25 protein-coding genes and 1 tRNA gene are annotated in these 23,446 nt (G+C 34.5%); 13 read left to right on the forward strand and 13 right to left on the reverse strand.

The annotated features are described in order from the left end of the window. Nucleotides 1-3: 3 nt before the first annotated feature. Nucleotides 4-2,025, forward strand: a complete 2,022-nt coding sequence (locus LCX93_RS09765; RefSeq protein WP_226066125.1) for an ORC-CDC6 family AAA ATPase — start codon at nt 4-6, stop codon at nt 2,023-2,025. After that, a complete protein-coding gene (locus tag LCX93_RS09770; RefSeq protein WP_226066126.1) occupies nt 2,026-2,931 on the forward strand; it encodes a hypothetical protein in 906 nt (301 codons plus the stop codon). Nucleotides 2,932-3,334: 403 nt separating this feature from the next. Here LCX93_RS09770 and LCX93_RS09775 read toward each other — a convergent pair whose 3' ends face one another. The 6 genes from LCX93_RS09775 to LCX93_RS09800 all read right to left on the reverse strand — a co-directional run bounded on the left by LCX93_RS09775 (nt 3,335) and on the right by LCX93_RS09800 (nt 7,833). Further along, nucleotides 3,335-4,123, reverse strand: a complete 789-nt coding sequence (locus tag LCX93_RS09775; RefSeq protein WP_226066127.1) for a DNA-processing protein DprA — start codon at nt 4,121-4,123, stop codon at nt 3,335-3,337. A 2-nt stretch (nt 4,124-4,125) separates the two neighbouring features. Then, nucleotides 4,126-5,778, reverse strand: a complete 1,653-nt coding sequence (locus LCX93_RS09780) for a Tn7-like element transposition protein TnsE (protein WP_226066128.1) — start codon at nt 5,776-5,778, stop codon at nt 4,126-4,128. Continuing rightward, nucleotides 5,771-6,103, reverse strand: a complete 333-nt coding sequence (locus LCX93_RS09785) for a DNA-processing protein DprA (protein ID WP_226066129.1) — start codon at nt 6,101-6,103, stop codon at nt 5,771-5,773. Before LCX93_RS09785 ends, LCX93_RS09780 begins: the two co-directional genes overlap by 8 nt. 7 nt (nt 6,104-6,110) lie before the next feature. After that, a complete protein-coding gene (locus LCX93_RS09790; RefSeq protein WP_193150373.1) occupies nt 6,111-7,103 on the reverse strand; it encodes a divergent polysaccharide deacetylase family protein in 993 nt (330 codons plus the stop codon). A 105-nt stretch (nt 7,104-7,208) separates the two neighbouring features. Beyond that, nucleotides 7,209-7,592: an IS1 family transposase gene (locus tag LCX93_RS09795; protein WP_226067512.1), complete on the reverse strand. Its 384-nt coding sequence runs from the start codon at nt 7,590-7,592 to the stop codon at nt 7,209-7,211. 64 nt (nt 7,593-7,656) lie between these two features. Further along, nucleotides 7,657-7,833: a helix-turn-helix domain-containing protein gene (locus tag LCX93_RS09800; protein WP_226065952.1), complete on the reverse strand. Its 177-nt coding sequence runs from the start codon at nt 7,831-7,833 to the stop codon at nt 7,657-7,659. A 210-nt stretch (nt 7,834-8,043) separates the two neighbouring features. Here LCX93_RS09800 and rpsF point away from each other — a divergent pair, with 210 nt between their 5' ends. The 4 genes from rpsF (at nt 8,044) to LCX93_RS09820 (ending at nt 11,221) form a co-directional block, all read left to right on the forward strand. Beyond that, entirely contained in the window at nt 8,044-8,505 is a 462-nt protein-coding gene (rpsF, locus tag LCX93_RS09805; RefSeq protein WP_226066131.1) for a 30S ribosomal protein S6, read from the forward strand. 30 nt (nt 8,506-8,535) lie between these two features. Next, the gene (locus tag LCX93_RS09810; protein ID WP_193150377.1) at nt 8,536-9,096 is read left to right on the forward strand and encodes a single-stranded DNA-binding protein; all 561 of its coding nucleotides are present in this window, start codon (nt 8,536-8,538) and stop codon (nt 9,094-9,096) included. Between the two features lie 26 nt (nt 9,097-9,122). Further along, entirely contained in the window at nt 9,123-9,386 is a 264-nt protein-coding gene (gene rpsR, locus LCX93_RS09815; protein WP_151899741.1) for a 30S ribosomal protein S18, read from the forward strand. Nucleotides 9,387-9,484: 98 nt separating this feature from the next. Next, the gene (locus LCX93_RS09820) at nt 9,485-11,221 is read left to right on the forward strand and encodes a hypothetical protein (protein WP_226066132.1); all 1,737 of its coding nucleotides are present in this window, start codon (nt 9,485-9,487) and stop codon (nt 11,219-11,221) included. Here LCX93_RS09820 and LCX93_RS09825 read toward each other — a convergent pair. From LCX93_RS09825 to serB, 3 genes are all read right to left on the reverse strand, one after another. Then, nucleotides 11,218-11,556, reverse strand: a complete 339-nt coding sequence (locus LCX93_RS09825) for a cytochrome C (RefSeq protein WP_226066133.1) — start codon at nt 11,554-11,556, stop codon at nt 11,218-11,220. The genes LCX93_RS09820 and LCX93_RS09825 overlap by 4 nt on opposite strands. Before the next feature lie 66 nt (nt 11,557-11,622). Continuing rightward, on the reverse strand, nt 11,623-11,922 hold the full coding sequence (locus LCX93_RS09830; protein WP_226066134.1) for a hypothetical protein: 300 nt from the start codon (nt 11,920-11,922) through the stop codon (nt 11,623-11,625). Continuing rightward, nucleotides 11,916-12,572 (reverse strand): phosphoserine phosphatase SerB, encoded by a 657-nt coding sequence (serB, locus tag LCX93_RS09835; RefSeq protein ID WP_226069434.1) that lies wholly within the window; start codon nt 12,570-12,572, stop codon nt 11,916-11,918. Before serB ends, LCX93_RS09830 begins: the two co-directional genes overlap by 7 nt. A gap of 27 nt (nt 12,573-12,599) precedes the next feature. Here serB and LCX93_RS09840 point away from each other — a divergent pair, with 27 nt between their 5' ends. The 6 genes from LCX93_RS09840 (at nt 12,600) to LCX93_RS09865 (ending at nt 16,572) form a co-directional block, all read left to right on the forward strand. Continuing rightward, complete coding sequence (locus LCX93_RS09840) at nt 12,600-13,511, forward strand: methylenetetrahydrofolate reductase (RefSeq protein ID WP_226066135.1); 912 nt, start codon at nt 12,600-12,602, stop codon at nt 13,509-13,511. Nucleotides 13,512-13,519: 8 nt separating this feature from the next. Continuing rightward, complete coding sequence (serS, locus tag LCX93_RS09845; RefSeq protein ID WP_226066136.1) at nt 13,520-14,770, forward strand: serine--tRNA ligase; 1,251 nt, start codon at nt 13,520-13,522, stop codon at nt 14,768-14,770. A 211-nt stretch (nt 14,771-14,981) separates the two neighbouring features. Beyond that, the gene (locus LCX93_RS09850) at nt 14,982-15,200 is read left to right on the forward strand and encodes a cold-shock protein (protein ID WP_013327523.1); all 219 of its coding nucleotides are present in this window, start codon (nt 14,982-14,984) and stop codon (nt 15,198-15,200) included. A 66-nt stretch (nt 15,201-15,266) separates the two neighbouring features. Further along, nucleotides 15,267-15,343 (forward strand) — tRNA-Met (locus tag LCX93_RS09855). Nucleotides 15,344-15,400: 57 nt separating this feature from the next. After that, on the forward strand, nt 15,401-16,294 hold the full coding sequence (locus LCX93_RS09860) for a D-alanine--D-alanine ligase family protein (RefSeq protein WP_226066137.1): 894 nt from the start codon (nt 15,401-15,403) through the stop codon (nt 16,292-16,294). A gap of 86 nt (nt 16,295-16,380) precedes the next feature. Then, nucleotides 16,381-16,572: a hypothetical protein gene (locus LCX93_RS09865; protein WP_226066138.1), complete on the forward strand. Its 192-nt coding sequence runs from the start codon at nt 16,381-16,383 to the stop codon at nt 16,570-16,572. 20 nt (nt 16,573-16,592) lie between these two features. On the opposite strand, the gene LCX93_RS09870 is transcribed toward LCX93_RS09865, so the two are convergent. Further along, nucleotides 16,593-17,456 (reverse strand): hypothetical protein, encoded by an 864-nt coding sequence (locus tag LCX93_RS09870; protein ID WP_226066139.1) that lies wholly within the window; start codon nt 17,454-17,456, stop codon nt 16,593-16,595. A 205-nt stretch (nt 17,457-17,661) separates the two neighbouring features. On the opposite strand from LCX93_RS09870, the gene LCX93_RS09875 reads away from it, so the two are divergent. Further along, the gene (locus LCX93_RS09875) at nt 17,662-20,001 is read left to right on the forward strand and encodes a tetratricopeptide repeat protein (protein WP_226066140.1); all 2,340 of its coding nucleotides are present in this window, start codon (nt 17,662-17,664) and stop codon (nt 19,999-20,001) included. A gap of 11 nt (nt 20,002-20,012) precedes the next feature. Here LCX93_RS09875 and LCX93_RS09880 read toward each other — a convergent pair whose 3' ends face one another. From LCX93_RS09880 to LCX93_RS09890, 3 genes are read right to left on the reverse strand one after another with little or no spacing between them, the layout of a single operon-like run. Continuing rightward, nucleotides 20,013-20,645: a phosphatidylserine decarboxylase gene (locus LCX93_RS09880; protein WP_226066141.1), complete on the reverse strand. Its 633-nt coding sequence runs from the start codon at nt 20,643-20,645 to the stop codon at nt 20,013-20,015. Next, nucleotides 20,635-22,611, reverse strand: coding sequence for an ATP-dependent zinc metalloprotease FtsH (gene ftsH / locus LCX93_RS09885; RefSeq protein WP_226066142.1), 1,977 nt, complete (start codon nt 22,609-22,611; stop codon nt 20,635-20,637). The genes LCX93_RS09880 and ftsH overlap by 11 nt, the downstream gene beginning before the upstream one ends. A 2-nt stretch (nt 22,612-22,613) precedes the next feature. Further along, on the reverse strand, nt 22,614-23,420 hold the full coding sequence (locus tag LCX93_RS09890; protein ID WP_502988712.1) for a 50S ribosomal protein L11 methyltransferase: 807 nt from the start codon (nt 23,418-23,420) through the stop codon (nt 22,614-22,616). Nucleotides 23,421-23,446: the final 26 nt, after the last annotated feature.

Genomic DNA, 23,446 nt, shown 5'->3' on the forward strand with positions numbered 1-23,446 from the left:
ACAATGGAACAATTATCACAGATTTTTAAAAAAAACAGAGCAGAAGAATTACCTGATGACCTCTGGGAAAATTTTGTTTTACCGATAAACTATCAACAATATAATTTACTAAAAGAAACAAAAAGTGTTAAAGTTGTAGGTGGGAGAGGTACAGGAAAAACTATGTATTTAAAATACCATGCATTTTCAACACAATTTAGTTCAAAAAGAGAGCAAATCCCAGAATCTGCACTAGATGTTATTGGAATTTATTGGAAACCTGATACTCATTTTGTCCAGCTAATTAATGAAAACTATATAGGAAAAGAATGGAATTCAGTTTTTAATACCTATGTAGCACTATCTTTATTGTCAAAATTTTCTGAATTTGCTAATACTTTTTTAAAATCAAATTATTCTGATAAAACATTAAAAAGTAATATTGAAAATTTTATAATTCCAAATATTTTATCTTCGGAACTATCATCACATTCATTAACTCTTCTCGAGTTAAAAAAACATGTCCGAGGACTATTATATAAATTGCAAAACTGGCTTCATAATCCACTTAAAAAATTTTCGATTGTTTTGGATGCAAAAGCTACAATTAACTATCTTGTTAACGAATTAACTGATACAAATTTATTAAATTCTAGTTCCTTTCATATATTTATTGATGAATTTGAAAACTTCCGAGGAGAACAACAAAAAATAATTAATACATGGATGAAACATGGAGAAAACCCGTTATTATTTAGTGTGGCATTTAAAAAACATGCTATTGTTTCTAAAGAAACAACTGGAAATGAAACTATACAACAGCGCAATGATCATAGGATTATTGACTTAGTTGATGATATATATGCAAATAATGAAAGTGAATTTAAAATTTTAGCTGCTGAAATCATTGCCAATAAAATACACAATTATTCTAGTACTCTAGTAGAATTTATAGATCCGAAATTAATTTCAGATCAAACAATGCTTAATAAAAGAAGATCTCCTGCATACAAAAAAGAAATTTTGAATTTAGTAACAACTATATTTCCACAATTTACTTATGAAGATATTTCACAACAAATGCTAAATGACTCTATTTTAAGTGATAAAATTAAAAAAAATATTAAACAAGCATTAAAAGAGAAAAAGTCAGATATTAATATAAATATTTATTTTGATAATAACTTCTCTAAAGAAACAGTTGTCAATAGTATTTTGCTTTTTAGAAAAACCACTAAGCCTCAAGAACTTGCAAATACATTTGAAGAATATAAACAAGGAATAAATAATAAAAAAACTATTGCATACAAAGAACAAGTTTCAAATAGTATTGTAGGAGCCATATTGTATATATACAGTTCATTTCCAAAGCGAATTTGTCCTATTTATGCAGGGTTTGATAGATTCTGCACTATGTCGAAAAACAATCTAAGACATTTATTAGAGTTATGCTATCAATCTTTTATTGAACTAGAAAACAATTCAAAAAATTTGGAAAAAATCAAAAATACCTTACCAATAGTAAAAATAGATTTACAATTAAAAGCTGCAAAATTTTGTAGTAAACAAGAACTAGATACAATTTCAGAGCTAGGTCCCTATGGGCAAGATTTACAAAAAATTGCCCATAGATTAGGACGTATATTTTATTTAAAACAAAAAATAAGAACACAAAGCCAACCAGAAAATATACATTTTTCAGTAGAAACTTTATCTTTACAAACTTTAGACCCTAAAGTAACAGAATTGTTATATCAAGCAAAATTATGGAATATCATACAAGAATATGATGAGACTACAAAAGACACGGAAAATAATTTAGCTACAAAAGAATATATGCTAACACCTATACTTGCACCATATTACAAAATTACAATGAGAAAAATTCACAAGATTGTATTTTCAATTTCCGAATTTAAAACCATTTTTTTAGAAAATGATGATTCTTACGAAAAACTATATGAATCTTTTATTCATAAATGGAAAATCGATGAAATTTTTGAGGATAGGACTAAAGATCTTGGGTTATTTGGAGAGCAATATTAAATGTTAAAATTTAAAAACATTCAATCTATAGATATTATTGACAAAAATATTTATGCACACAATCATTTAGTTTTTTATGGTAACACCAATTTAGACGATAGAGGGAAAAAAGCATACGAAATTGTTTCCAAGATTCAAGACTCTGTACAAATAGAATATGATCCATTAACATTTTCAATGCAAATAAATTCTAATACAGTACCTTATAAAGACTTTCTAACTTACATTCAATCTGTTACAACAACCCGAATTTTAATCGAAGCTACTACATTAAGCTTTGCAGAAATATTGTACATTTTAGAAGGTGCTAATCAAAACGATAAAGTTATAGAAATACAAATTTTATATATTGAACCAAAAGAGTATAAATTTCATAATAGTTCTGTTACAACTTATGATGAATTCTCGCTATCCGATAAATTTCAGCAATATCCCCCTCTTCCGGGATATACAATAAATGCAGAATTAAATGATATTGATTTAATTGCATTTCTTGGATTTGAAAAAACAAGACTTGGACAAATTTTTGCCCAAGAAGAAACTGTATACCAAAACTTTACTCCCATTATACCATTACCTGGTTTTCTTCCAGGGTGGGAGAATAGAAGTATAAATAACCATTTAAAATTTTTTTCATCTAAGTACTCTTTCTCAGATATAAAATATGTGGCAGCTAATAATCCATATCAAGCATATACTGTATTAGAGAAAATTGCTAATAGCCAGAAAAATTTTCGTGTAGCTCCTATTGGAACAAAACCAAATGCTATAGGCTGTGCTGTATTTTTAGTTAATTATGCTAATGAAGAAGCAAACTATGGTGCACTATACGATTTTCCTGTTAAAAGTAAAAAACGTTCTGAAGGAATCGGGAAAATACATATATATAATTTGTTTAAAGAGTAAAATATATTCATTACTATCCCCTAATACCAGCAACTCTAGATGAGAGCAAAAACCTAAAAAATGCTTTTATAAAAAGTACAAAAGGAATACTCCAAATAATAGCAAATCATAGATAAAGTTGCACATAAAGAGGAATCAAACCTTTCACAAAAGTAGCGACAATGATAAAAAATACCATCAAATGGATGTAAATATTTGATGCAAGGTGTCTTCCTGTATGAATCCATCCTATTGTATAATGCCCCTAACCCTCTTGCTGTTATAAAGTGTCTAAAGCCTGAAATTCCATTGTCCTCATTAAAAAGTATACTTCAAATATAATATACTAAAAACATAGGCGTAAAAAATAAAGAAAATTACTATGTAAAGCATTCGAGAAGTATTTTGATCAAAATACAATTGTTCAAGTACTTCCATTAAATTTTAATATATAGATTTTTGCATTTACAATTTTAATCTCACCACTAAGCTCAGCTTCAAAAATCCTAGTTGGAAACTTTTTTAATACTTCATCATAACTTGGATTTGTTTTACAAAATTCTAAAAAATCATCACATTTTTTTTCTGCAATCTCTCCAAACTTTTTAACAAATTTATCAACATCATAAATAGCTTTAGCTATTTCTTGTTTTAATAACTTGTTTGTTGCATTACTTTCACCTATTCTATGAGGTAACACATAAATCTCTTTCCCCATTTTCTTAGCATATTCAACACTTCTCATAGTTCCCGAGTTTTCATCTGCATACATAACTATCAATATTTCACCAAGTGCTACTATCAGTTCATTGCGAAGAGGAAAATTATATCTTTGAGATGGAGTACCTGCTTTGAACTGACTCAAAACCAAGCCATCTTTTTCTATTTCTTGTATTATATTTTTATTTATTGCAGGATAACATTTATCAAGTCCTGTTCCCGCCACCATTATAGTATTTTTCACACCTGCTGCCTTATGAGCAATAATATCTGTTCCAATAGCACCACCACTCACTATACACACACCAACTTGTGCAAGCTTAAATGCTATCTCATGTGTTAATTGTCTTGCATACTGATTTGGCTTTCGACTCCCTATAATGGAAATTTTTTTTCTATTGAGCAACTCAATATTTCCTTTAAAAAATAGCTCATCAGGATATTTTTTCATGGATTCTAATTCTGATATATATGTACTTACTTTGGATATCATTTTCAGTTTCTATTTTCTATATATATTTTTTCTAAAAGATTATCACACCAACTATCAATTGCGAGATCATCAACATCACCTTTTTTGTGATTATGGTGAATAAACTTCAAAGAATATTCTTCTGCCAAATATTTTGCAAAATCTGTATAGTTTAATGACTTTTGAATAAAAGCTTCTAAAATGTTATTAATTTCTTTTTCATCTATATCACACTCTTGAGAAATAAAAAACCAAGTAGATGGTGTCCAAGTGTCATGTTCAATTTCAACAATATACACACATCTATTATCATATAAAAATGTAGAAGACAGATACCTTCTCGCATTACCAGTTAATAAACTTACAGACTTGGAATTGATAGTATTTCTTGACTTATTATATACTTTTGGTACTTCGTATACTGCCAACTCATCTACTTCTTCAACACCAAATCTCTGCATCAAAGCTTCATAAAATTCTACAAAGTCCTCTAATTTAAAAACTTTACTTTCGCTATCAGCATCACACTCCATATATTCTGATTGAAACAACTTTTCATCTCCAGAACTCTTTGAAGGTTCAAAGCTCTTACTTCCTTTTTTATCTATATTTTCAATTTCTAACTGACCAACTGTTGGCATATAAATATTTTCACCATTTATCTCTAAGCCCAATGTATTTAAATCCTGTTCACTTTTTTCAAAAATCATCTCTTTATAATTATCGCTTGATGGTGTTCCTTGCCTTATCACTTTATCATTGCCAAATCGTCGTCTTTTTTTAAATTTATTTTTACTAGGTAGTGGAAATTCAGCTGCTGAAACTTCTTCAGGAGAGACAGAAGATGTAAACTGCTTATAATTTAGTTTAGAAAAACCTAAAGAAGATGTATCATTAACTATATTGACAACGAGACGAACTGGCTTATTATCTATTTTATAATCAAGTTCTTTATATTCAATCGCAATATTAAAAATTTCATTTACTGGAAAATAACTTTTTAAAGAAATATAATCATACTTTGAATATCCTACTTGTTTAAAAAAATATTCAAATCGTTCCTTGGCAACTTTATTAGTCAAGAACCTGCACAAAAATGGCAAATCCTTTTTACCTGCTTTTTTCTTAATATGAACCTTTACCTCGTCATTAACAACAGGATAATATCTGTAGTGTAGTTCACTTAAAGAACCTGCCATAACAGCATTTTTCATAGATGATGACATAAAATAAAATCTCGATGATATTGTATAACAAGGTATAATCAATATATAGTCTTCTTTTTCAATTTTATATGCCCATTGCCTATCAAAATATTTTTTAAAATAATCTTTGTTAATTTCTGGAAAAACAAAATAATCATTGAATAAACTACCCATTTGATATAATTTATCATTCATACTTGTTTCAATAGTAACTAAATCTTTTTTTACAGAAGTCCTTTTAAAAACTCTTTTACCATTTTTATAAAAATATCCTACTTTATATTTTTGCCTTAAAAGTTCTGGTGGCATGAGAACATTTTCTGTCCAATATGAGTTTTCCTGTTTAAAAACTGCGATACAATAATAAGGTCTATTTTTAATATCTGTATCTAAAATAGTCAAAAACTCATAAGTAACATCTGGGTGTTTTTCAAAAAATTCTAGAATATCAGTTTTATTTTCTTTAGCCATAAACTACTCCAGTACAATATTTTTTTGTGGAGTACAGTTTATTATTGTATATGACAGCAACCATAATGGTGTTTTTTGCACCGGCAGCCTTATGTGCAATGGCATCAACGCCCAAAGCACCGCCGCTTACTATGCAGATACCCGCTAAAGAAAGTTTGTGGGAAAGTCGGTGTGTCAGCTCTCTTGCATATTGATTTGGTTTTCTGCTTCCTACAATTGCAATTTTCTTTTTATGTAATAATCCACTGTTTCCTTTGTAAAAAAGTTTCTCAGGATAGTGCTTCATAGCATCGAGTTCGGGTATATGAAAATTTATTTGCTGCATTGCAGAGTCAATATATTTTATTTATCTGCACTAACTCAACATCTTTGAACAAAGCCTTTGATTCAGAGAGTGCCTGCAGTGTATTTTTATGTGGATGGCCTATCGCAATGGCACTGCCATGTGCCTTTGCAACTGCAATGGCTTTTTTTATCTGTTTTAAAATATAGGGCTTGTCCATGTGATGATCCAAAAAAACATCGCGTGCAACATATTTGAGTCCGAAATTTTTCAACACTTTGGGTGCCATTGTTTTTGCTGTTGTTCTGCTGTCTATAAAGCGTATGTGGTTTGCGTTTAAAGCAAAAACCAGTCTGTTCATGGCAATTTCATTTGAGGTAAATTTGCTGCCGGTGTGATTGTTGATATAGGCGACTTTTGGAAACAGTTTTTTGATATCTTTTATTTTTGCGGAAATTTTTTGCTGAGAATCATGTATGCGAAGAGTATGCGGTTCCTCAGCATTAAAGTGCATTGCTTCCATCGGTAAGTGCACCATATAAAACTTTTCATGTGCTGCAAGTTTCGCAGAGTCGGGCCTAGCTGCACGTGGTGGCAGAAAAGACATCGTAACATTGAGATGCAAACGTTTTACGGCTCTTACCTGTGATGCGGTCTGCATATCATCTATGATGATGGCCAATTTCGGTTTGGATGTATAAACCTGCACTTTTTTCGGTTTTTGCTTTGGAGGATTTGCCAGGGTTTCATTATCTATTTCATGTGCGGCAGAAACATATGTTTTTGTCTCTTTTTTCAGGACCTCCTGCAGTCTTTTGTTGACACTTACAGCCGGTGCTTTTGGAATTGTTTGTACTGACTTGTGCTTTGTGGTCAGCTTTTCTTTTTTATGCGTTTTTCCATCATTCGCCCCAAAATAATACCCTGTAATTAAAGATATTAAAACAAGGGCTATCAGTGCTAAAAACCATGCTGTATATTTTAATAAAGAAGAACCGGTTTTTTTCTTCGTTCTTCGTGTTCTTTTTTTTCTTTTTGCCATCTACTCTTCATCTTAAACTTAAATTTACTGAAACTATATCCTAAAAAAATAAAAATCTTAATTTTATTGCAGTTTGTCATAAAAAGCGGCACTGACTAAATAACCTTATTTACCAATATTTTTATTAACAAAGAACCAGGCAAGTCTATTATCAAGCCACTCATAACTTCTGGCATGGGCTTTTGTTCTTCTAACAAGATAAGAGATTTTATCTCTTATCTGAGAATTAAGGTTTTCAATCACATTGGTTATTTTGGATTTCTCCATACTTGCTTTAGATCCATAAATCTTATCATAGGAGAAACAACCGTCACAGTATATTTTATCTGTAGACGGGAGTTGTTGATTAAACTCAAAAAGCGCTCCTGCATTTTTATATCTTGAGAGATGATAAAAATAGAAATATTTTCCATGTTGTGTAACAGCTATAGATGCCCATAAATAGTATCTTTTTGACTTTTTACCTATGAATGTATACAGTTCATCCATTATCATGTATGTAAAGACTACAGGTGCCGATTTGATTCTGTTTGCAAAGTCGATATAAAGATCTTTATATTCGTTGAGTTTTTTTTAAATGGTATTGTACTGTACGCAAGTGCACTCCTAGTACTCTTGCTATCTTCCTTTGTTCCATCTTCTCTTCAAAGAGTTTATATATAAGTTCTATCTGCTCTTGTGTTAATCGTTTATATGGTCTGTATTTTCTTTCACTCTCTTTTACTGCCATGATAAAATCCTTCTTTATGAATTTTATCTTTTTAAGCAATTTCTGTTCTAGTTAGTCAGTGCCTAAAAAGCATATTTGCTTTTTTTAAGCAAAACTTATGTATAATTTCGGGTTCCTTTCTCTTTGTAATGTCAGAATTGGCACTATATTCAGATCCGAAAGGGAAACAAAAGCCTAGAATTAGGCAATACCAAGAGGAGATCATACTATATGAGACACTACGAAAACCTAGTAATCGTAAAACCTACTTTTACTGCAGAAGAAATCCAGGCCAGCGTCAAAGCAGTTGAAGAAGTTATTACTTCAAACGGTGGAGAAATTGCAGCGACAAACGCTATGGGAATGAGAAAATTAGCATACCCAATTGAAAAAAACGAACGTGGTTACTACTATGTAATCTACTACTCAGTAGCACCTGCTGCAATCGCTGAAATTGAAAGACGTTTTCGTATCAACGAAGACCTTTTAAGATTTATAACAATCAAATATGATTCAAACCGTGAAATAAAAGCATGGAATGAACTTGTAAAAAAAGCAAACAAAGCATCTGAAGCTCCAAAAGCAGAAGAAGCTCCTGCAACTGAGACTCCTGCAACTGAAGCACAAACAGAAGAAGCTCCAAAAGCAGAAGAAGCAACAGAAGCTCCGGCAACAGAAGCAGCAGCTGAGTAATAGCATTCGCTATAAAATGAAGGAAAACTTATGTTCAATAAAATAATTTTAGTTGGTAACTTGACACGCGATATCGAGCTTAGATACTCTCAAGGGGGAATGGGAATTGCAAAAACTGCAATTGCTACAAGCCGTAAATTCACCAGTAATGGAGAAAAGAAAGAGGAAGTCTGTTTTGTAGATATCACATTCTTCGGAAGAAGTGCCGAAGTTGCAAACCAATACCTCAGAAAAGGAAGTAAGATCCTTGTCGAGGGAAGATTAAACTTTGAACAGTGGGTTGACCAAAATGGACAAAAAAGATCGAAACATTCTGTTATTGTAGAAACTATGCAAATGCTTGATTCCAAGGGTGACAACCAAGGTGGCGGTTATAATGCACCGGCACAAAACAGTGGATATAACGCACCTGCTCAGGGAGAACCGCAAGGGTATCAACAGCCGCCTGCGCAACAACAGCAGCAAAGTTACCAGGCACCACAGCAGCAAAACAGTTACAATAACAATCAAGCAGCGTCTCAGAGTCGTGAAATGCCAAGTAGCAACTCTATTCCTGAAATTGATATAGATGAAGATGAAATTCCATTTTAGAAAAAAATAGATACAAAGGGTATACCATGTCAGAAAAAAGAAAATACAAAAAAAGATATTGTAAATACTGTGAAGCAAAAGTTGACTTCATGGATTACAAAGAAGTAGCAAGTTTACGTTTTTCATTATCAGAAAGATACAAAATTATGCCACGTCGTTTAACAGGAAACTGTAAACGTCACCAGGATATGATTACAGTAGTAATCAAACGTGCTCGTGCAGCAGCTTTAGTTCCTTATACTGTAAGCCGTAAGCAAGTTGTAACTGCGCCATTTGAAAACCTGAAATAGGTTTTCTGGTGCTTTTGCACCACTTCATCCCTTAAACTTTCCCGACAAACACCACTTAGGAATATTTATTGCTATAGTTTATCTAAAAAAGCAGTCCTATGAAACCAACTTTACTTATTTTACTACTATTTTATAATTTTTTGCTTCATGCAAAAACATCTGATGATTTTGCTCTCATTATTCATAAACCTTTTCAGTCAGGCTTAGTTGATATCACCCAAAATTACGATGGAACATTAAGTGTTCTTGGTTTTACCTATGATTTCAAAAAGCAAGGCTTGCATGACAACAAAACATATAATAATCCTTTTGCATACCTGCAGAGCATTTCAAATAAATACGGTGCCAAAATAAACCTTATTAGAGTGAATGACAAAGCACAAATCATACAGTCAAAAATCATTCCTCTTACACAATTTGCAAAACCGGCCTCCTTTGTAAAAACACCCACAAATGGATATCTTATAGGTGGATACACAATGGGTGGGTCGCAACTCTTAGTATTACTCGATGCTGCTTTGCATCTACAGCGATCAGTCTCCTTTGGTACTAAAAACAATAATACAATACATAAACTTGTTGCCTTAAAAGACGGCGGAGTATTAGCAATAGGTACCTCTTTTACTTCCAGATCAACGCAAGACAACATGTTTCAAAGCGGTTTGGGCAACGATGATGTATGTATAAGCAGGTTTGACAAAGATGCAAATCTGCTGTGGACGAAAAAATACGGCACACAGTATGACGATCAGGGGATAGATGCTGCAGAAGCCGATGACGGTTCAATAATAGTTCTCAGCACAACACATACAAAAATGAAAACAGCTGTTAACATCTCAAGATTAACCCAGAACGGCGATAACATATGGCTCAAAGAGATTTCGGGCAATGGCTTCAATGAACCTGTCAGTTTACTCAGACTGAAAGATCAAAATTTTGTCATATCTTTAGTCAAAACAGATGCCATGCACAAAAAGCAAATACGCCTTGTAAAATTTGACATCTATAAAAACATCTTGATAGACAGTGAAATCAGTACAACATACTCAAGCCAAATCAACGATCTCAGGGAGTTCAATGACGGCACATTGATTGGAGTTGGCCTTGTTCAGGACACTTCCAATACTGATGGTCTGGCGATGATAATAAGTAAAAATCTGAAACTTTTAAAACAGGAACATTACGGAGGAGAAAATTATGATGTTTTTTACAAAGCTGTCATTTTAGCAAACTCCCAGATAGGTGTAGCCGGCATACATACAGACAAAAACTCTAATGAAAACAATATGTGGATTCTCAAGCTCAACAAAGATGCTGCAATTGCTCAGATTTCAATAGATACACTGGATTTCTACACGCAACTGCGTCAGTTGTTTCAAAAAGAGATAGAGACTAAAAAAGTTATCATAAAAAAAGATTTAACTGTTGAATTTACTGCCAAAAATCTTTATTTTAAGGCAGGAGAGTACAAACTTGACAAACAGCAAAAAAAGTTTTTTAGAGAATTTTTTACAAAACTGGTGAATTTTTTATACACACATAGAATGCAGGTAAAAACTTTAGAGATCAACGGACATACTTCCAGCGAGTGGGAAAACAGTACTTTTTCAGAGAGATTTTTAAACAATGAGGATCTCTCTATGAAACGCTCCTATGAAGCGTTCAGGTCTCTCTACTTGGTGCAGGATCCGACAAAGCAAAAATATTTAACGCATATTTTAAAGGGGAGCGGTCTTAACTATAGAAATAGAATTATAAGTAATCACAAAGAGAATAAAGAAAAATCAAGAAGAGTAAGTTTAAAAATCATTTTAAACAAACACTCTCGTCATTAACCACAGGTCGGGACTTCACCGTCTGCTGCATATTTCCAAACAAAATCATAAAGATTTTTTACATCTTTTTCTTTCATTTTCTTGATTTTTTTCACGCCATGAGGACAAATTTTCATCCATTCTTCTTGAAGTTTTCCAGACTCTTTTAAAGAAGTCCAACCTTTACGGTCGTGTTTTATCGCAAATACAGCTCCATTTTTCAGTCCGTCTTTCTTACAGATCTTCAGCTTTTTTAAATAAAATCTTTGCCCCTTGCTTGCATCAGCTGTTGCACTTGTTGTAAAAACTGACCCGGCCACTACAGCAGCTAATAATAATGAAGTCATTTTTTTCATTTACTTTCCTTTACATATTATAACATTGTGATATGTTACTAGCATCTTCATAAATTATAGATTAATCTATACTCTAAAGCTGAGCCTGGTTTTATCCTGAATTAACTTTTTATAGAGCTTGAATTTTGCTTTTTCCAACTCTTCATCAGTATATGCGAACTCTTTTTTAATTCTCCCTTGAGCAATCCCTGCCGTATCCATTGCAAAAAGTTTCAGCTCTTTTTTTGTCAATTTTGCCTTGAGTACCGCATAAAGCTCTTTGTCATCTTCTATCAGGTCTACAGTATCAAGTTTACAAAACTCTGCAAGTTTTTCTCTAAAACTGTTGTCATCATGATACTGTCTCCACACTGTACTCTCTAGCATTGTATTTCCTTTAATATTTGTGTTAAATCTTTTGTTTGTATTATTATATTTGCTTCACGTTTTAAAATGTCTCTTGCGCAAAAAGCAATCCGAGTCCCTGCATGGGCAAACATTGAAAGGTCATTTGCACCGTCACCGCAAACCAATGTCTCTTCTTCGTTGATACCCAAAATATTTTGAAGTCTTACCAACATATCTCCCTTTGAGAAATTAAACATCATGTCGCCACCGACAAGTCCGGTAAGCTTTCCGTTCTTTACATGTAAAGCATTGGAAAAATCAGCATCATATCCTAAAATATCTTTTGCATATGAAGTAGCTGTTCTGAAACCGCCACTGAAACAGACAACCTTCATTCCTCTGTTTTTCAACTCTGCTATTGTCTCACGTGCTCCTGGCATATAAGGTAAATTGTGGGCTATTTTTTCAACAACTGTATAATCCAGCCCTTTTAAGAGCCCTACTCTTTGTTGCAAGGACTCAAAAAAATCAAGTCTTCCGCTCATGGCCTCTTCTGTGATCCGGGCGACCTCTTCGCCTATCCCGAGTTCCTCCGCAAAAAAATCAATTGTTTCACCGTCCATTAATGTAGAATCAAAGTCAAATACTGCAAGTTTTAGCATAAATTTTCTCTCTTTTGTATATAATATCGCAATTATAGCGAATTAGGATTTTTTTTGTTTGACACACTGATACATAAATTAAAAAACGACAGATATATTACTCTTGAGACTACACCCGGGCATTCGGCAACTTTTACACCGACGATAGACAAAATAGAAACACTCGGACTTGCAGATTTAGTCGATGGATTTTCCACAACAGACAATCCTTTGGCAAAACTCAAATACAATGCTCTTTTTGCCGCCAAACTGCTTCAGGAAAGATTTAAAAAACCGGTCATAGCGACCATGAGTATGAGAGACAGAAACAAAATTGCGCTGCAGTCTGATCTTTTGGGTGCGAATGAATTTGACATCAGAGCGATTTTAGCACTCACAGGGGACCCTGCCACTATCTCTGACCAACCCAATACAAAAGGTGTTTTTGAAGGTGACAGCTCTTTACTCCTGGATATCATTGCCGCTTTAAACTCCGGTATGGATTATGCAGCAAAACCTTTTAATGTTGCACCAAAGCAGATACACCCTTTTGCAGTTGTCAACTCCTATGCAAAAAACCCAAAAACACTCCAAAAAAAGATGCAAAAGAAAATCAAACACGGAGCACTAGGCATCATAACACAGCCGGTATATGATGTTGAAAATGCAAAACAGCTTTTGGAACTCAAAGAAAAAGCAAACAAAGAGTGTTGCCGTGAAAATAAAAACGCAGAACTTATTTTGGGAGTTTTTCCTATCACGAAGCTGCGCACTGCACAGTTTTTGTCATCCCATGTACCGGGAATCAACGTTCCTCCCTGCTGGATAGACAAACTCCGAGAGGCCAACACAAAAGGTGCAGAGGAAGAGTATAAAGTGGGATTTGAGCTTAGTAAAAAACTCTTTGAAGATCTCAAACAGCTCCATCCGAAGATTCACCTGATGACAGCGAACCAGTTTCAAATAGCCAAAGACATATTAGTATAAGGAATAAAATGATTGATTTAAAACTATTACAAAAAGATTTTGACGGTATAAGCAAAAAACTGATGCGCAAAGGCGTTGATGCAAAGCTTTTGGAAAAAGTGAAAATAAAATTTGAAGAACTCAAAGAAGCAAAAGCCCACTTTGAAACCCTTCAGGCTGCGCAAAATGCTATGAGCAAAGAGTTCGGTGTCTACAAACGTGAAGGCAAAGATGTCTCAGAGCTGAAGAAAAAAGTCGATGAAAATAAAATCCGTATTGCTGATGCTTTGGAAGTGCAACGCCTTCGTCAAGAGGAACTCGAAGCACTTGCAATGGCTATACCCAATATACCTGATGATGATGTGCCAGACGGTGAAGATGAAAATGACAATGTCGAAATCAAAAAAGTGCTCACACCAAGAGAATTTTCATTTACACCAAAAGAGCACTGGGAACTGGCAGAACAAAACGGCTGGATAGACTTTGAACGCGGTGTCAAACTGGCAACTTCACGCTTTTCTGTCAGCTTTGGCATGGGGGCAAGACTTGAACGCGCACTTATAAATTTTATGCTTGACTTTAATCGTGAACGAGGATTTGAAGAGGTCAGCGTTCCTGCACTTGTCAACAGAAAAGCTCTTGAAGGAACAGGACAACTTCCAAAATTTGAAGACGACTTATACAAAGTAGAGGATCCTGAGCTTTTCCTCATTCCTACAGCCGAGGTTCCTCTTACAAATCTCTATCAGGATGAGATACTCACAACAGAGGAACTGCCAAAAACAATGACTGCCTATACTTCATGTTTTCGAAAAGAAGCCGGAGCCGCAGGTCGGGACACAAGAGGCATGATACGTCAGCATCAGTTTCATAAAGTAGAACTGGTAAGCATTGCTACACCGGGTGAAAGCGATATAATTTTTGAGAATATGGTTACATGTGCATCTGATTTACTCACTGCTTTGGAATTACCACACAGACTGGTAACTCTGTGTACAGGAGATTTGGGTTTTTCCGCAGCTAAAACAATCGACCTTGAAGTATGGCTGCCAGGGCAAAACAAATACCGTGAAATTTCTTCTGTAAGCAATACAAGAGATTTTCAGGCAAGACGTGCCAAAATCCGTTTTAAAAATGGCAAAAAAAATGAATTGGTCCATACGCTCAATGGTTCTTCTCTTGCTGTTGGCCGCACACTCGTTGCCATCATGGAAAACTTTCAAAATGAAGACGGAAGTATAGATATTCCTGAAGTTTTACATCCTTATCTTGGGATGTAAATACTTTACAAAAAAGAATTCTACATATTCCTTGCATTTAAATTTTATTTAAGATATACTTCCAACAAGAAAAGATGATTCTAGTTACATCTTTAGATTGCTTTATATTGATAACTTCTTTGTTTCCAGTACATTCACCTAAAAGAAAAACTTTATATTAGATTTTTACCATCAAAGAAATTTGGTGTACTCAAACAAACAAGGATTTACAATGGCAACATTACAAAATGGAACAGTTAAATGGTTCAACAGCGACAAAGGTTTCGGCTTTATCGAAGTAGAAGATGGCGGCAAAGATGTATTTGTACATTATCGTCAAATTAATGACAACGGACACTCTCGTGTTTCACTTGACGAAGGTCAAAAAGTAACTTTTGAAATCGGTCAAGGTGACAAAGGTCCACAAGCAGAAAACGTTACAGGTCTGTAACATCTTCACAGCAGACAGTTATCAAAACTGTCCGCTCTTTTTAACATCCACTTTAGACTCAAATATCGCGGAATAGAGCAGTTCGGTAGCTCGTCGGGCTCATAACCCGAAGGTCGCAAGTTCAAATCTTGCTTCCGCAACCAAATCACAAAAATTACAACACTTATGTAGCCAGTTAATTTTACCAAGGATACGCACTAGTGAATATAGAAATTATAACAGCAAAAAATGAACATTTAAAAGAGAACTCCATCTTACATGCTATAGCATCCCTTGGATATACTGCTGAAGTTCATGAATGCCACACCATACAAGACCTACACCAAACAGTACAAAGAAAACCTCACTTGGCTATCCTTACTCTTAACAATATTGTCACTGAAGACGGAGAAAAAATTTGGCTCTGTGAATTTTTCAAAAAACACGATATTAACTTTACCGGTTCAGATAAAAAAGCTTTACTTTTTGATGCAGATACAGAACTTGCAAAATCCTATCTTAAAGAAAAAGGTATCAGTACATCAAGATATTTTATTGCCAATGCAGGAAAATATCTGCGTGATTACGACATACCTATTAATTATCCCCTGGTTGTAAAACCTGCCCGCTCCGTGCAATGCCAGGAGGAAAGCAAATGTTTTACTGTCAACAGTTTCAGCGAATTTGAAAAAAACGTTTCTTCTCTTTCTGATACATATAATGTTCCTGTTTTAATTGAAGAGTATCTCGATGGAAAAGATTATCTTGTATCCATCATCAAAACAAAAGAAGATGATATGCTGATCTCCTCTGTAAAGGTTTTGCGCTCAAACAACGGCAATAAAAAAATTCTGGAAAATATTGAAAACCAAACAATCAAAGAGAGTGTTGAAAATCTTGCAATAGATGCCTATATTGATCTTGGTGTCAGAGATTTTGGACAAATCAGTATAAGAACAAACCAAAGCGGTCAGTGTTTTTTCATGCAGACAAATCTCAATCCTGATATTACTGACAAAAACAGTTCCTTTATTGAAACTTTTGCTGCAGGACTTGATCTTGATTATGATGCAATTATTAAGTATATTCTGCAGGAGTGCAGCAAAAGAAATTAATTAAAAACTGCAATTATATTAAAATTATTTATATATATTAAGTTTTTTTGCAATAAGATAGTAGCATATCCTTTAAGGAGGAAGCTATGAAAAAAAGACTCTCAAAATATTTCAACATTTATGTCATCATTGCTTTAATTGGCGGATTTTCCTTTTTATATCTTGTATCTTTTGCCTTTGTTCTCAATGATGTGGCCACAGGCTCCAGTCTGCAGATGAAAAAAGCAAAAATAGAAAAACAAAAACAAATTTGTCTCAAAGACCCGACACAATGTTAAAAGCATTATAGGCCTTTACATTACTCTTTTGTATTTGAATAACGCATCACAAATATAAAAAGACTCAGTACTGCAACCATGATACCGACCCCTGCTATCAGATAAAATGCATGTATCATTTGTTCATAATCACTCAAAGCGATTTTAAATACTACCATTAATGACTCTATAGACAATGCAATAATAATAGACGTTAAAAACCTTGCTAAAAGCTTGTTTTCTATATTGTACTCTCTGCTTATACTTTTATAAAACACTTCATGTTCCAAAATTGTTTTTGAAAGATCAAAAATAGCCAAAGCCAGTGTCAAGGCAATAATAGAACGAAACAACCCTGACAAAATATCTGTGTCCTGTGCAGCAAAAATCAGCCAAACAGTATAAAAAGCATAAACAATCAATGAAAAAGAGAACAAAGAGAGTAAAAATCCAAAAATCCCATAAAAATACTGTGTAAATTTACTGAAATATTCATGCCCGTCTACCAAAGACAACTCTTTTAAGAGGGCATATAATTCAAAATCATATACAAAATATTCATCATTGACAAAATGCACTGCTGTAATATAAGGTGTTCCGCTTCTTGAATTAACATATACATTTGAAATGTAGATATTGTCATCTCGAAACTGTATACGTTCAAGCAAATGTGATTTGTCCAGTCCAAGATATGTTTTATCATCTTCTTGCGGAGTATGAAGTGGCGTAATCTGTTTTAAATTTTTACTTATTTTATAAGTAGCCTGCAGTGCCGGAAAAAGTGAAAAAAGTGATTCTTTTACTACTGTATCATATGCATCTGTGTTAACACTTTCTATCATTGCAGTCAAAGAATTTTCTATAAATGAATATTGCTTTTTGTATATTGAAATAATTTCTTTCATAATCTACCTCGCTTCATGCATTACATGTATGCATCAAATCAGGTTGTTACTGCTATAATACTCTTTAAAATATAAGATATAATAATATTATTTTATTAGAAAAATATTTTTATATTAAAAAGAATGATATTGTTTGAGAGTTCAGAGCATTGGTACTTTTTTTGCTTATTCAATACAAAAGATGCAATATTTAACAGGGTAGTCAATGGCTGATGCACAAGAAGAGATAATAATCATAGAAGACAGCGATGCAGTATTACATTCGCATGAGCAAACTGACGAATTTTTTGATGAAAATGATGAAGAATCCAAACAGAAAAAAATCATTCTTTTTGGAGGAATTGCTGTTATTGTTGTGTTGCTTATTGCTGTTACTGCACTCTTGCTGATAAAAAAATCCTCCACAAAAAAAGTTGACAATTTCAGTCTCCTGCAAAACAAACTTCAAGAAGCAAAAGCACCCGTTATAGAACAAAGTAAACTTGAAAATATGATTGCCAAAGCAAATTATCTCTATGCAACAGGCGCAAAAGAAAAAGCTTTGGCTCTTTATGAAAATATTGCCTACTACTCTCAAGCTATATCACAATACAATCTTGGTGTTGCCCAAATGAAAAACAAGCAGTATGCACTGGCGTTGAAAACATTTCAAAATGCAATACTCAATGATGAGAAAAGATGTGTAAGCGCTATAAATGCGGCAGTATGTTCATTACATGTAAAGGATCAATCTAGTTTTAAATACTACATCGATCTGGCTTATGCCTACTTGCCATATGAGATTAATTCGCCTTTGTACTCATATTACTATACTCTTATAAGCTATTATAACAAAAACTATCTTGGTGCTTTAAATGCCCTCAAAAATACAGATCATCCTGCATATCCTGTTATACAGAATCATTTAAGCGCAAAAATTAATGCTTTGTATAACAATAACTATGATGCGATTGATGCTTTGGAAAAAATAAATGAAGAGGTTGATGATTTCAGTCTGGCCCTGCTGTATGCGCGCATAGGTGACTTTAATCTTGCAATTGACCATCTCAACACAGCTATTACAAAAAACAATCAGCCACTCAGGGCGAAATTGGCACGTAGTTATATAAATCTTAAAGCAGGACATACAAAAAAAGCGGCATCACAACTCAAAAAAGTTACAGATGAATATCCGCAAAAAGTTTATAAGATTTATCCTATAAGTGTCAAACTCAAAGATGCTTTATTTGATCCCCAAAAAGCCCAGACCCTCTACAGGAAAAAAATTCAGGATTCAAAATTTCTTAATTTTCAGAAAATCTTTTATTTTTCACCCTATAAAATCTTTAATGCAAATCAGACAATCAGTTACATCAGAAAAGGAAATGCAAATATATATATTGACAATATTCAATCTGCACAGGAATATCTCAAAAAAAGCTATTCTGCATCAAATGTTGATATAGGAATAACAAAAGCCATTAAAAAGGCTCTTTCTTTAAAAATTCGAGAAGCAAACCAGGACTTGCAAAAACTTGTTAAAATACAGCCAAAACACTCTATTTTACATTATAATTTAGCCCTGACCTATGCACAAATGGGAGATATGCTCCAGGCGAACAAACACTTTTTACGTTCCTATCACTTAGATGCCAAAAACTATCTTTCCGGTGTTTATGCTGTTATGACCAGTAAACTGATAAATAAAGATTACACAAAACTGGAATCTATTTTAAAAGACTCCCTCTCCAGCGAAAACAGCAGTGAAGAGATTGATTTGTACAATACTCTTTTACATATCAACGACAATGACTATCTCTCAGCAATTGAATGGCTTGACAAAAACTACAAGCAAAGACCTTTGTATCTTATGCTCAAGGTACTTATTGGAATGAAAACAAAAAATTTGGACAGAGCAAAATCTGCTGCATCCAAACTCACAGTCATCTTTCCTCATGATATCCTGCCGCATATGATCTATATAGATACGCATTTCGGTAACTATTCCATACCAAAATACGCAGAGGAGGTCTTGAAATACTTAAACAGGCAGCAATTTACATATACTGATTTATATTATGGCCCCTTCATTACGAGATACACATATATACAGGAACATTTAATTACCGGAAGGCTCTACTACCTACAAGAGCAGCTAAAGTATGTTTTACAGACAAAAGATACTGATATACAGGACATAGAAAGTGCCTTGGCTTTGACACTCCTGTATAATAAAAACTTTGAAGAAGCCTATACCCACTACAACCATTTAATTGACGAGTTGAAAGTCCAGGATGCATATACACTCTATTTGGGAGCGGTTGCTTCAACTGCGGCCAAACATCATGCCAATGCAATAGCATTGCTAGAGTTGTCAAAAATGAAAAATGAAAATTTTTATGAAGCCAGATATGCACTCGCTCTTTTGTATATGGAGATCAAGAACAATGAAGGAGCCGCCATTCAACTGCAAAAAATAGATGATGACAGCTTCGAATCAGAATATTTTGAATTTAATATTGACACAGACAAACTCTTGTTTATGAAAGAGCATCCCAATGGATAATGAACTGTTTTCTAAGTAAAATAACCGATCAGAGAGTGAACTGCCTGAACTTCATTGTTTGGTTTAGTGTCCAGTCTGAAATTCTTTGGAAGATAAAGTTCGGTAACGCTGTTCGTTGCAAACCCGTATCTTGTCCCTTTGTATAAGGTTTCTTTGGTGGGGATTTCTACAGCAATCGGCGCAAAACTCTGCTTGAGTCTATGGAGAACTTTGATTTTATTGTTATGGGTATCAATAAACAAAAGTTCTGCACGTTCATTTAAATCATAAAAGAGCTTTGATTTTTTTGATGTTCTTGCACCTCTGACTGTTTTGATACTCTCAAGATGTCCGCTTAAGGGAATCCGTAATATACCGACATTTCTGTAATCTGATTCTATAACTACTCTATAGGCATACTTACCGCTTTCAAGTGTATCTATAGATTTTACAATACCGTCAACAGGAGAGATTACGGCTTTGTCATCCAAAAAAGTATTCTCTCTTTCGGGGTTTCTAAAACTGTACATAAAAAACAGTGCAAGAACAAAAGCAGAAAAGGAAAAAAACTCTAAATCCAAAAGCCCAAATACCAGGGCGGCAAGCAAGGCATAAAGAATATATTTATACCCGTTTTTGCTTACAATAAAAAGATTATTTTTCATCACTTTTTCCGTCACTGCTCTCAGTGTCTGTCATAGTGGCATCTGCTCTTAGTTCCTCTTCAATGCTTTCACTGTTTTCTACAACTTTAGACTCTATGCCATTTTCTTTTTCAAAATTTATAATAATTTCTCTGACTTCGTCCCCTGTAATATTCTCTTTTTTATAAAGCAGAGCAACCATTGCTTCAATCGCCCCACTGTACTCTTTTAAGCGGTTGACAACAGCTTTATAGTGTTCATCCAATGACTTCTTGATGTATTCATCCATCTCCTCTGCCATTCTTTCACTGTACTCACGTGTCGCCTGTTGCGGACCGCCCAAAAATGACTGACGGGATTTTTCAAGCACCATAAGTCCTGCAATATCGCTCATTCCGTATGTCTGAACCATTGATTTTATAATGTCTGTGGCACGTTCCAAATCATTTCCGGCACCTGTGGAAATTTCACCGATAAATACTTCTTCTGCAGCACGCCCGCCAAGTAAGGTATCTACTTCTGCCCACAGTTCATGCATCTGCATCATATATTTGTTTTCTTCAGGCTTGTTCAGTGTATAACCAAGTGCTGCCAAACCACGAGGCACTATAGAAACTTTGGAAACTTTTTTTGCGCCATCTGTTGTCTCTGCCATTAAAGCATGTCCGCTTTCATGGTAAGCAACAATTTTCTTCTCTTTCGGATTGATACGGCGGGATTTTTTAGCAAGTCCGGCCAGGGCACGCTCAACGGCTTCATACATATCTTTCTGTTTCACTGTTTTTTGGCTTTTTCTTCCCGCAAGCAGTGCTGCTTCATTGACTATGTTTGCCAAATCCGCACCGGCCAGTCCTGCTGTCAAACGTGCCAACTCTTCCAAATCCACATCTTTATCTATTTTGACATTCTTTACATGTACTTTTAGAATCTTGACACGACCTTCAAAGTCTGGTTTGTCCACAAGCACCTGTCTGTCAAAACGCCCGGGACGCAACAGTGCCTGATCTAGAATTTCAGGTCTGTTTGTCGCTGCCAAAATTATGACAGGTGTATCTGTTCCAAAACCGTCCATCTCTGCCAAAAGCTGATTGAGTGTCTGCTCACGCTCATCATTACCACCCATAACCCCACCGGCTGCACGACTTTTACCGATAGCATCAATCTCATCTATAAATATAATACTCGGTGCATCTTTTTTTGCCTGTTCAAACAAATCACGAACACGGGCTGCACCCACACCGACAAACATCTCTATAAAGCTAGAACCGCTCACTGAGAAAAACGGTACTTCCGCCTCTCCTGCAACAGCTTTTGCCAAGAGTGTTTTACCGGTACCTGGACTACCTACCAATAAAACACCTTTGGGAATTTTTGCACCGATTTCCACATAACGACCGGGATATTTCAAGAAGTCTACAATCTCCTGCACCTCTTCTTTTGCCTCTTCCACACCGGCAACATCATCAAACTTTGTGTCCGGTTTTTCCGAATTGATCAACTTTTTGGAATTTCCCATTCCAAGCAGTCCTCCGCCCATACTCTTTTGCATACGGCCGGCAAAAAACATCCAGATGGCAATGATAATCAAAAACGGGAACAGCCAGCCAAACATCTCGGTAAACCAGTTTGTTTCACTGAATCCTGTGTAGTCTATTTTTTCTTTGTCCAAAAGCTTTATGAGTTCATTATCCCCTTTGACAACTCTTGTTGTGTAGATTTTTGAACCGTCTGTTGATATCGCTCTTATGTATGTTTGGCCTATCTCAACTTTTTTTACTGCTTTGGATTTCACAAGCGCTTTGAGCTCTGAATAGTCAACCGGCTTAATTCTTGTTGTTGATGTTCCCATCACAGAACTGTTGCCGGCACCTTCGCCAACCATTACTTTAAACAACAAAATCACTACAACTGAAAATATTGCAAATGTTATCAGTGGATTTTGATTAAAAAAGTTATTATTATTGTTCTTGTTTTCGTTATCTGCCATTTTTATTGTTTCTCTCTTTTTAAAACTAATGTAACCCATTCGTCCTGGGCTATTCTTTGTGTTATTTTACAGTCTTTGTAAGCATTAAGCACTCTTTCTTCATACTTATCCAGTATACCAGATAAAATTAAGATGCCGTCCTCTGCCATTGCTTTTTTTAAATCATTTGCAATAAAAGTCAACACATCTGCAACTATGTTTGCCACAACTATAGTGTACTTTTCATCCAAATTTGAAGCAGAACCTTCCCAGATAGAGTGAAACTCCAAATTATTCAATTTTGCATTTTTTATAGAATTTTCGACCGATACAGGGTCCGTGTCACAAGCATCCACGACAGCTCCGAGCTTCATAGCTGCAATACCCAGTATACCACTGCCGCAACCAACATCCAAAACTCTGTCATCTTTTTTTACATATTGAGAAATTGCGCGCAAAGAAGAGGCAGTTGTCGGATGATGCCCTGTGCCAAAAGCAAGTGCCGGATCTATTACTATGTTTATCAGGTTTGGATGATTGTCACTCCATGTAGGATGGATGTAAAATTTATCTATAACAAGGGGTTCTATACTGTTTTTATAAGATTCTACCCAGTCATTGTTTTGGAGTTTTTTTTGTGTACACTCTACTTCTACAGATTTGCCGAGTGCTTTTTGTAAAGCTTCCGCAAACTGCTCAAGCCCCCACATTATAGTATCAAGTTCTTCTTCACTTCTTATAATGAACCCGTTGTCTGTCTCTTCAAACCCGATCGGCAAAGTATCTGCCAAAAAATCTGCAAAGAGTTCATGATGTGAAGAGACTTTCACTACTAATTCGTAGTAATGCTCCTGCA

Source organism: Sulfurimonas sp. SWIR-19 (genome assembly GCF_020410885.1).
GTDB lineage: Bacteria > Campylobacterota > Campylobacteria > Campylobacterales > Sulfurimonadaceae > Sulfurimonas > Sulfurimonas sediminis.

Bases quoted from the DNA above. Each gene is read 5' to 3' on its own strand.
- LCX93_RS09765 (WP_226066125.1), top strand. From the start codon at position 4: ATGGAACAATTATCACAGATTTTTAAAAAAAACAGAGCAGAAGAATTA.
- LCX93_RS09770 (WP_226066126.1), top strand. From the start codon at position 2,026: ATGTTAAAATTTAAAAACATTCAATCTATAGATATTATTGACAAAAAT.
- LCX93_RS09775 (WP_226066127.1), bottom strand. From the start codon at position 4,123: ATGATATCCAAAGTAAGTACATATATATCAGAATTAGAATCCATGAAA.
- LCX93_RS09780 (WP_226066128.1), bottom strand. From the start codon at position 5,778: ATGGCTAAAGAAAATAAAACTGATATTCTAGAATTTTTTGAAAAACAC.
- LCX93_RS09785 (WP_226066129.1), bottom strand. From the start codon at position 6,103: ATGCAGCAAATAAATTTTCATATACCCGAACTCGATGCTATGAAGCAC.
- LCX93_RS09790 (WP_193150373.1), bottom strand. From the start codon at position 7,103: ATGGCAAAAAGAAAAAAAAGAACACGAAGAACGAAGAAAAAAACCGGT.
- LCX93_RS09795 (WP_226067512.1), bottom strand. From the start codon at position 7,592: ATGGATGAACTGTATACATTCATAGGTAAAAAGTCAAAAAGATACTAT.
- LCX93_RS09800 (WP_226065952.1), bottom strand. From the start codon at position 7,833: ATGGCAGTAAAAGAGAGTGAAAGAAAATACAGACCATATAAACGATTA.
- rpsF (WP_226066131.1), top strand. From the start codon at position 8,044: ATGAGACACTACGAAAACCTAGTAATCGTAAAACCTACTTTTACTGCA.
- LCX93_RS09810 (WP_193150377.1), top strand. From the start codon at position 8,536: ATGTTCAATAAAATAATTTTAGTTGGTAACTTGACACGCGATATCGAG.
- rpsR (WP_151899741.1), top strand. From the start codon at position 9,123: ATGTCAGAAAAAAGAAAATACAAAAAAAGATATTGTAAATACTGTGAA.
- LCX93_RS09820 (WP_226066132.1), top strand. From the start codon at position 9,485: ATGAAACCAACTTTACTTATTTTACTACTATTTTATAATTTTTTGCTT.
- LCX93_RS09825 (WP_226066133.1), bottom strand. From the start codon at position 11,556: ATGAAAAAAATGACTTCATTATTATTAGCTGCTGTAGTGGCCGGGTCA.
- LCX93_RS09830 (WP_226066134.1), bottom strand. From the start codon at position 11,922: ATGCTAGAGAGTACAGTGTGGAGACAGTATCATGATGACAACAGTTTT.
- serS (WP_226066136.1), top strand. From the start codon at position 13,520: ATGATTGATTTAAAACTATTACAAAAAGATTTTGACGGTATAAGCAAA.
- LCX93_RS09850 (WP_013327523.1), top strand. From the start codon at position 14,982: ATGGCAACATTACAAAATGGAACAGTTAAATGGTTCAACAGCGACAAA.
- LCX93_RS09865 (WP_226066138.1), top strand. From the start codon at position 16,381: ATGAAAAAAAGACTCTCAAAATATTTCAACATTTATGTCATCATTGCT.
- LCX93_RS09870 (WP_226066139.1), bottom strand. From the start codon at position 17,456: ATGAAAGAAATTATTTCAATATACAAAAAGCAATATTCATTTATAGAA.
- LCX93_RS09875 (WP_226066140.1), top strand. From the start codon at position 17,662: ATGGCTGATGCACAAGAAGAGATAATAATCATAGAAGACAGCGATGCA.
- LCX93_RS09880 (WP_226066141.1), bottom strand. From the start codon at position 20,645: ATGAAAAATAATCTTTTTATTGTAAGCAAAAACGGGTATAAATATATT.
- ftsH (WP_226066142.1), bottom strand. From the start codon at position 22,611: ATGGCAGATAACGAAAACAAGAACAATAATAATAACTTTTTTAATCAA.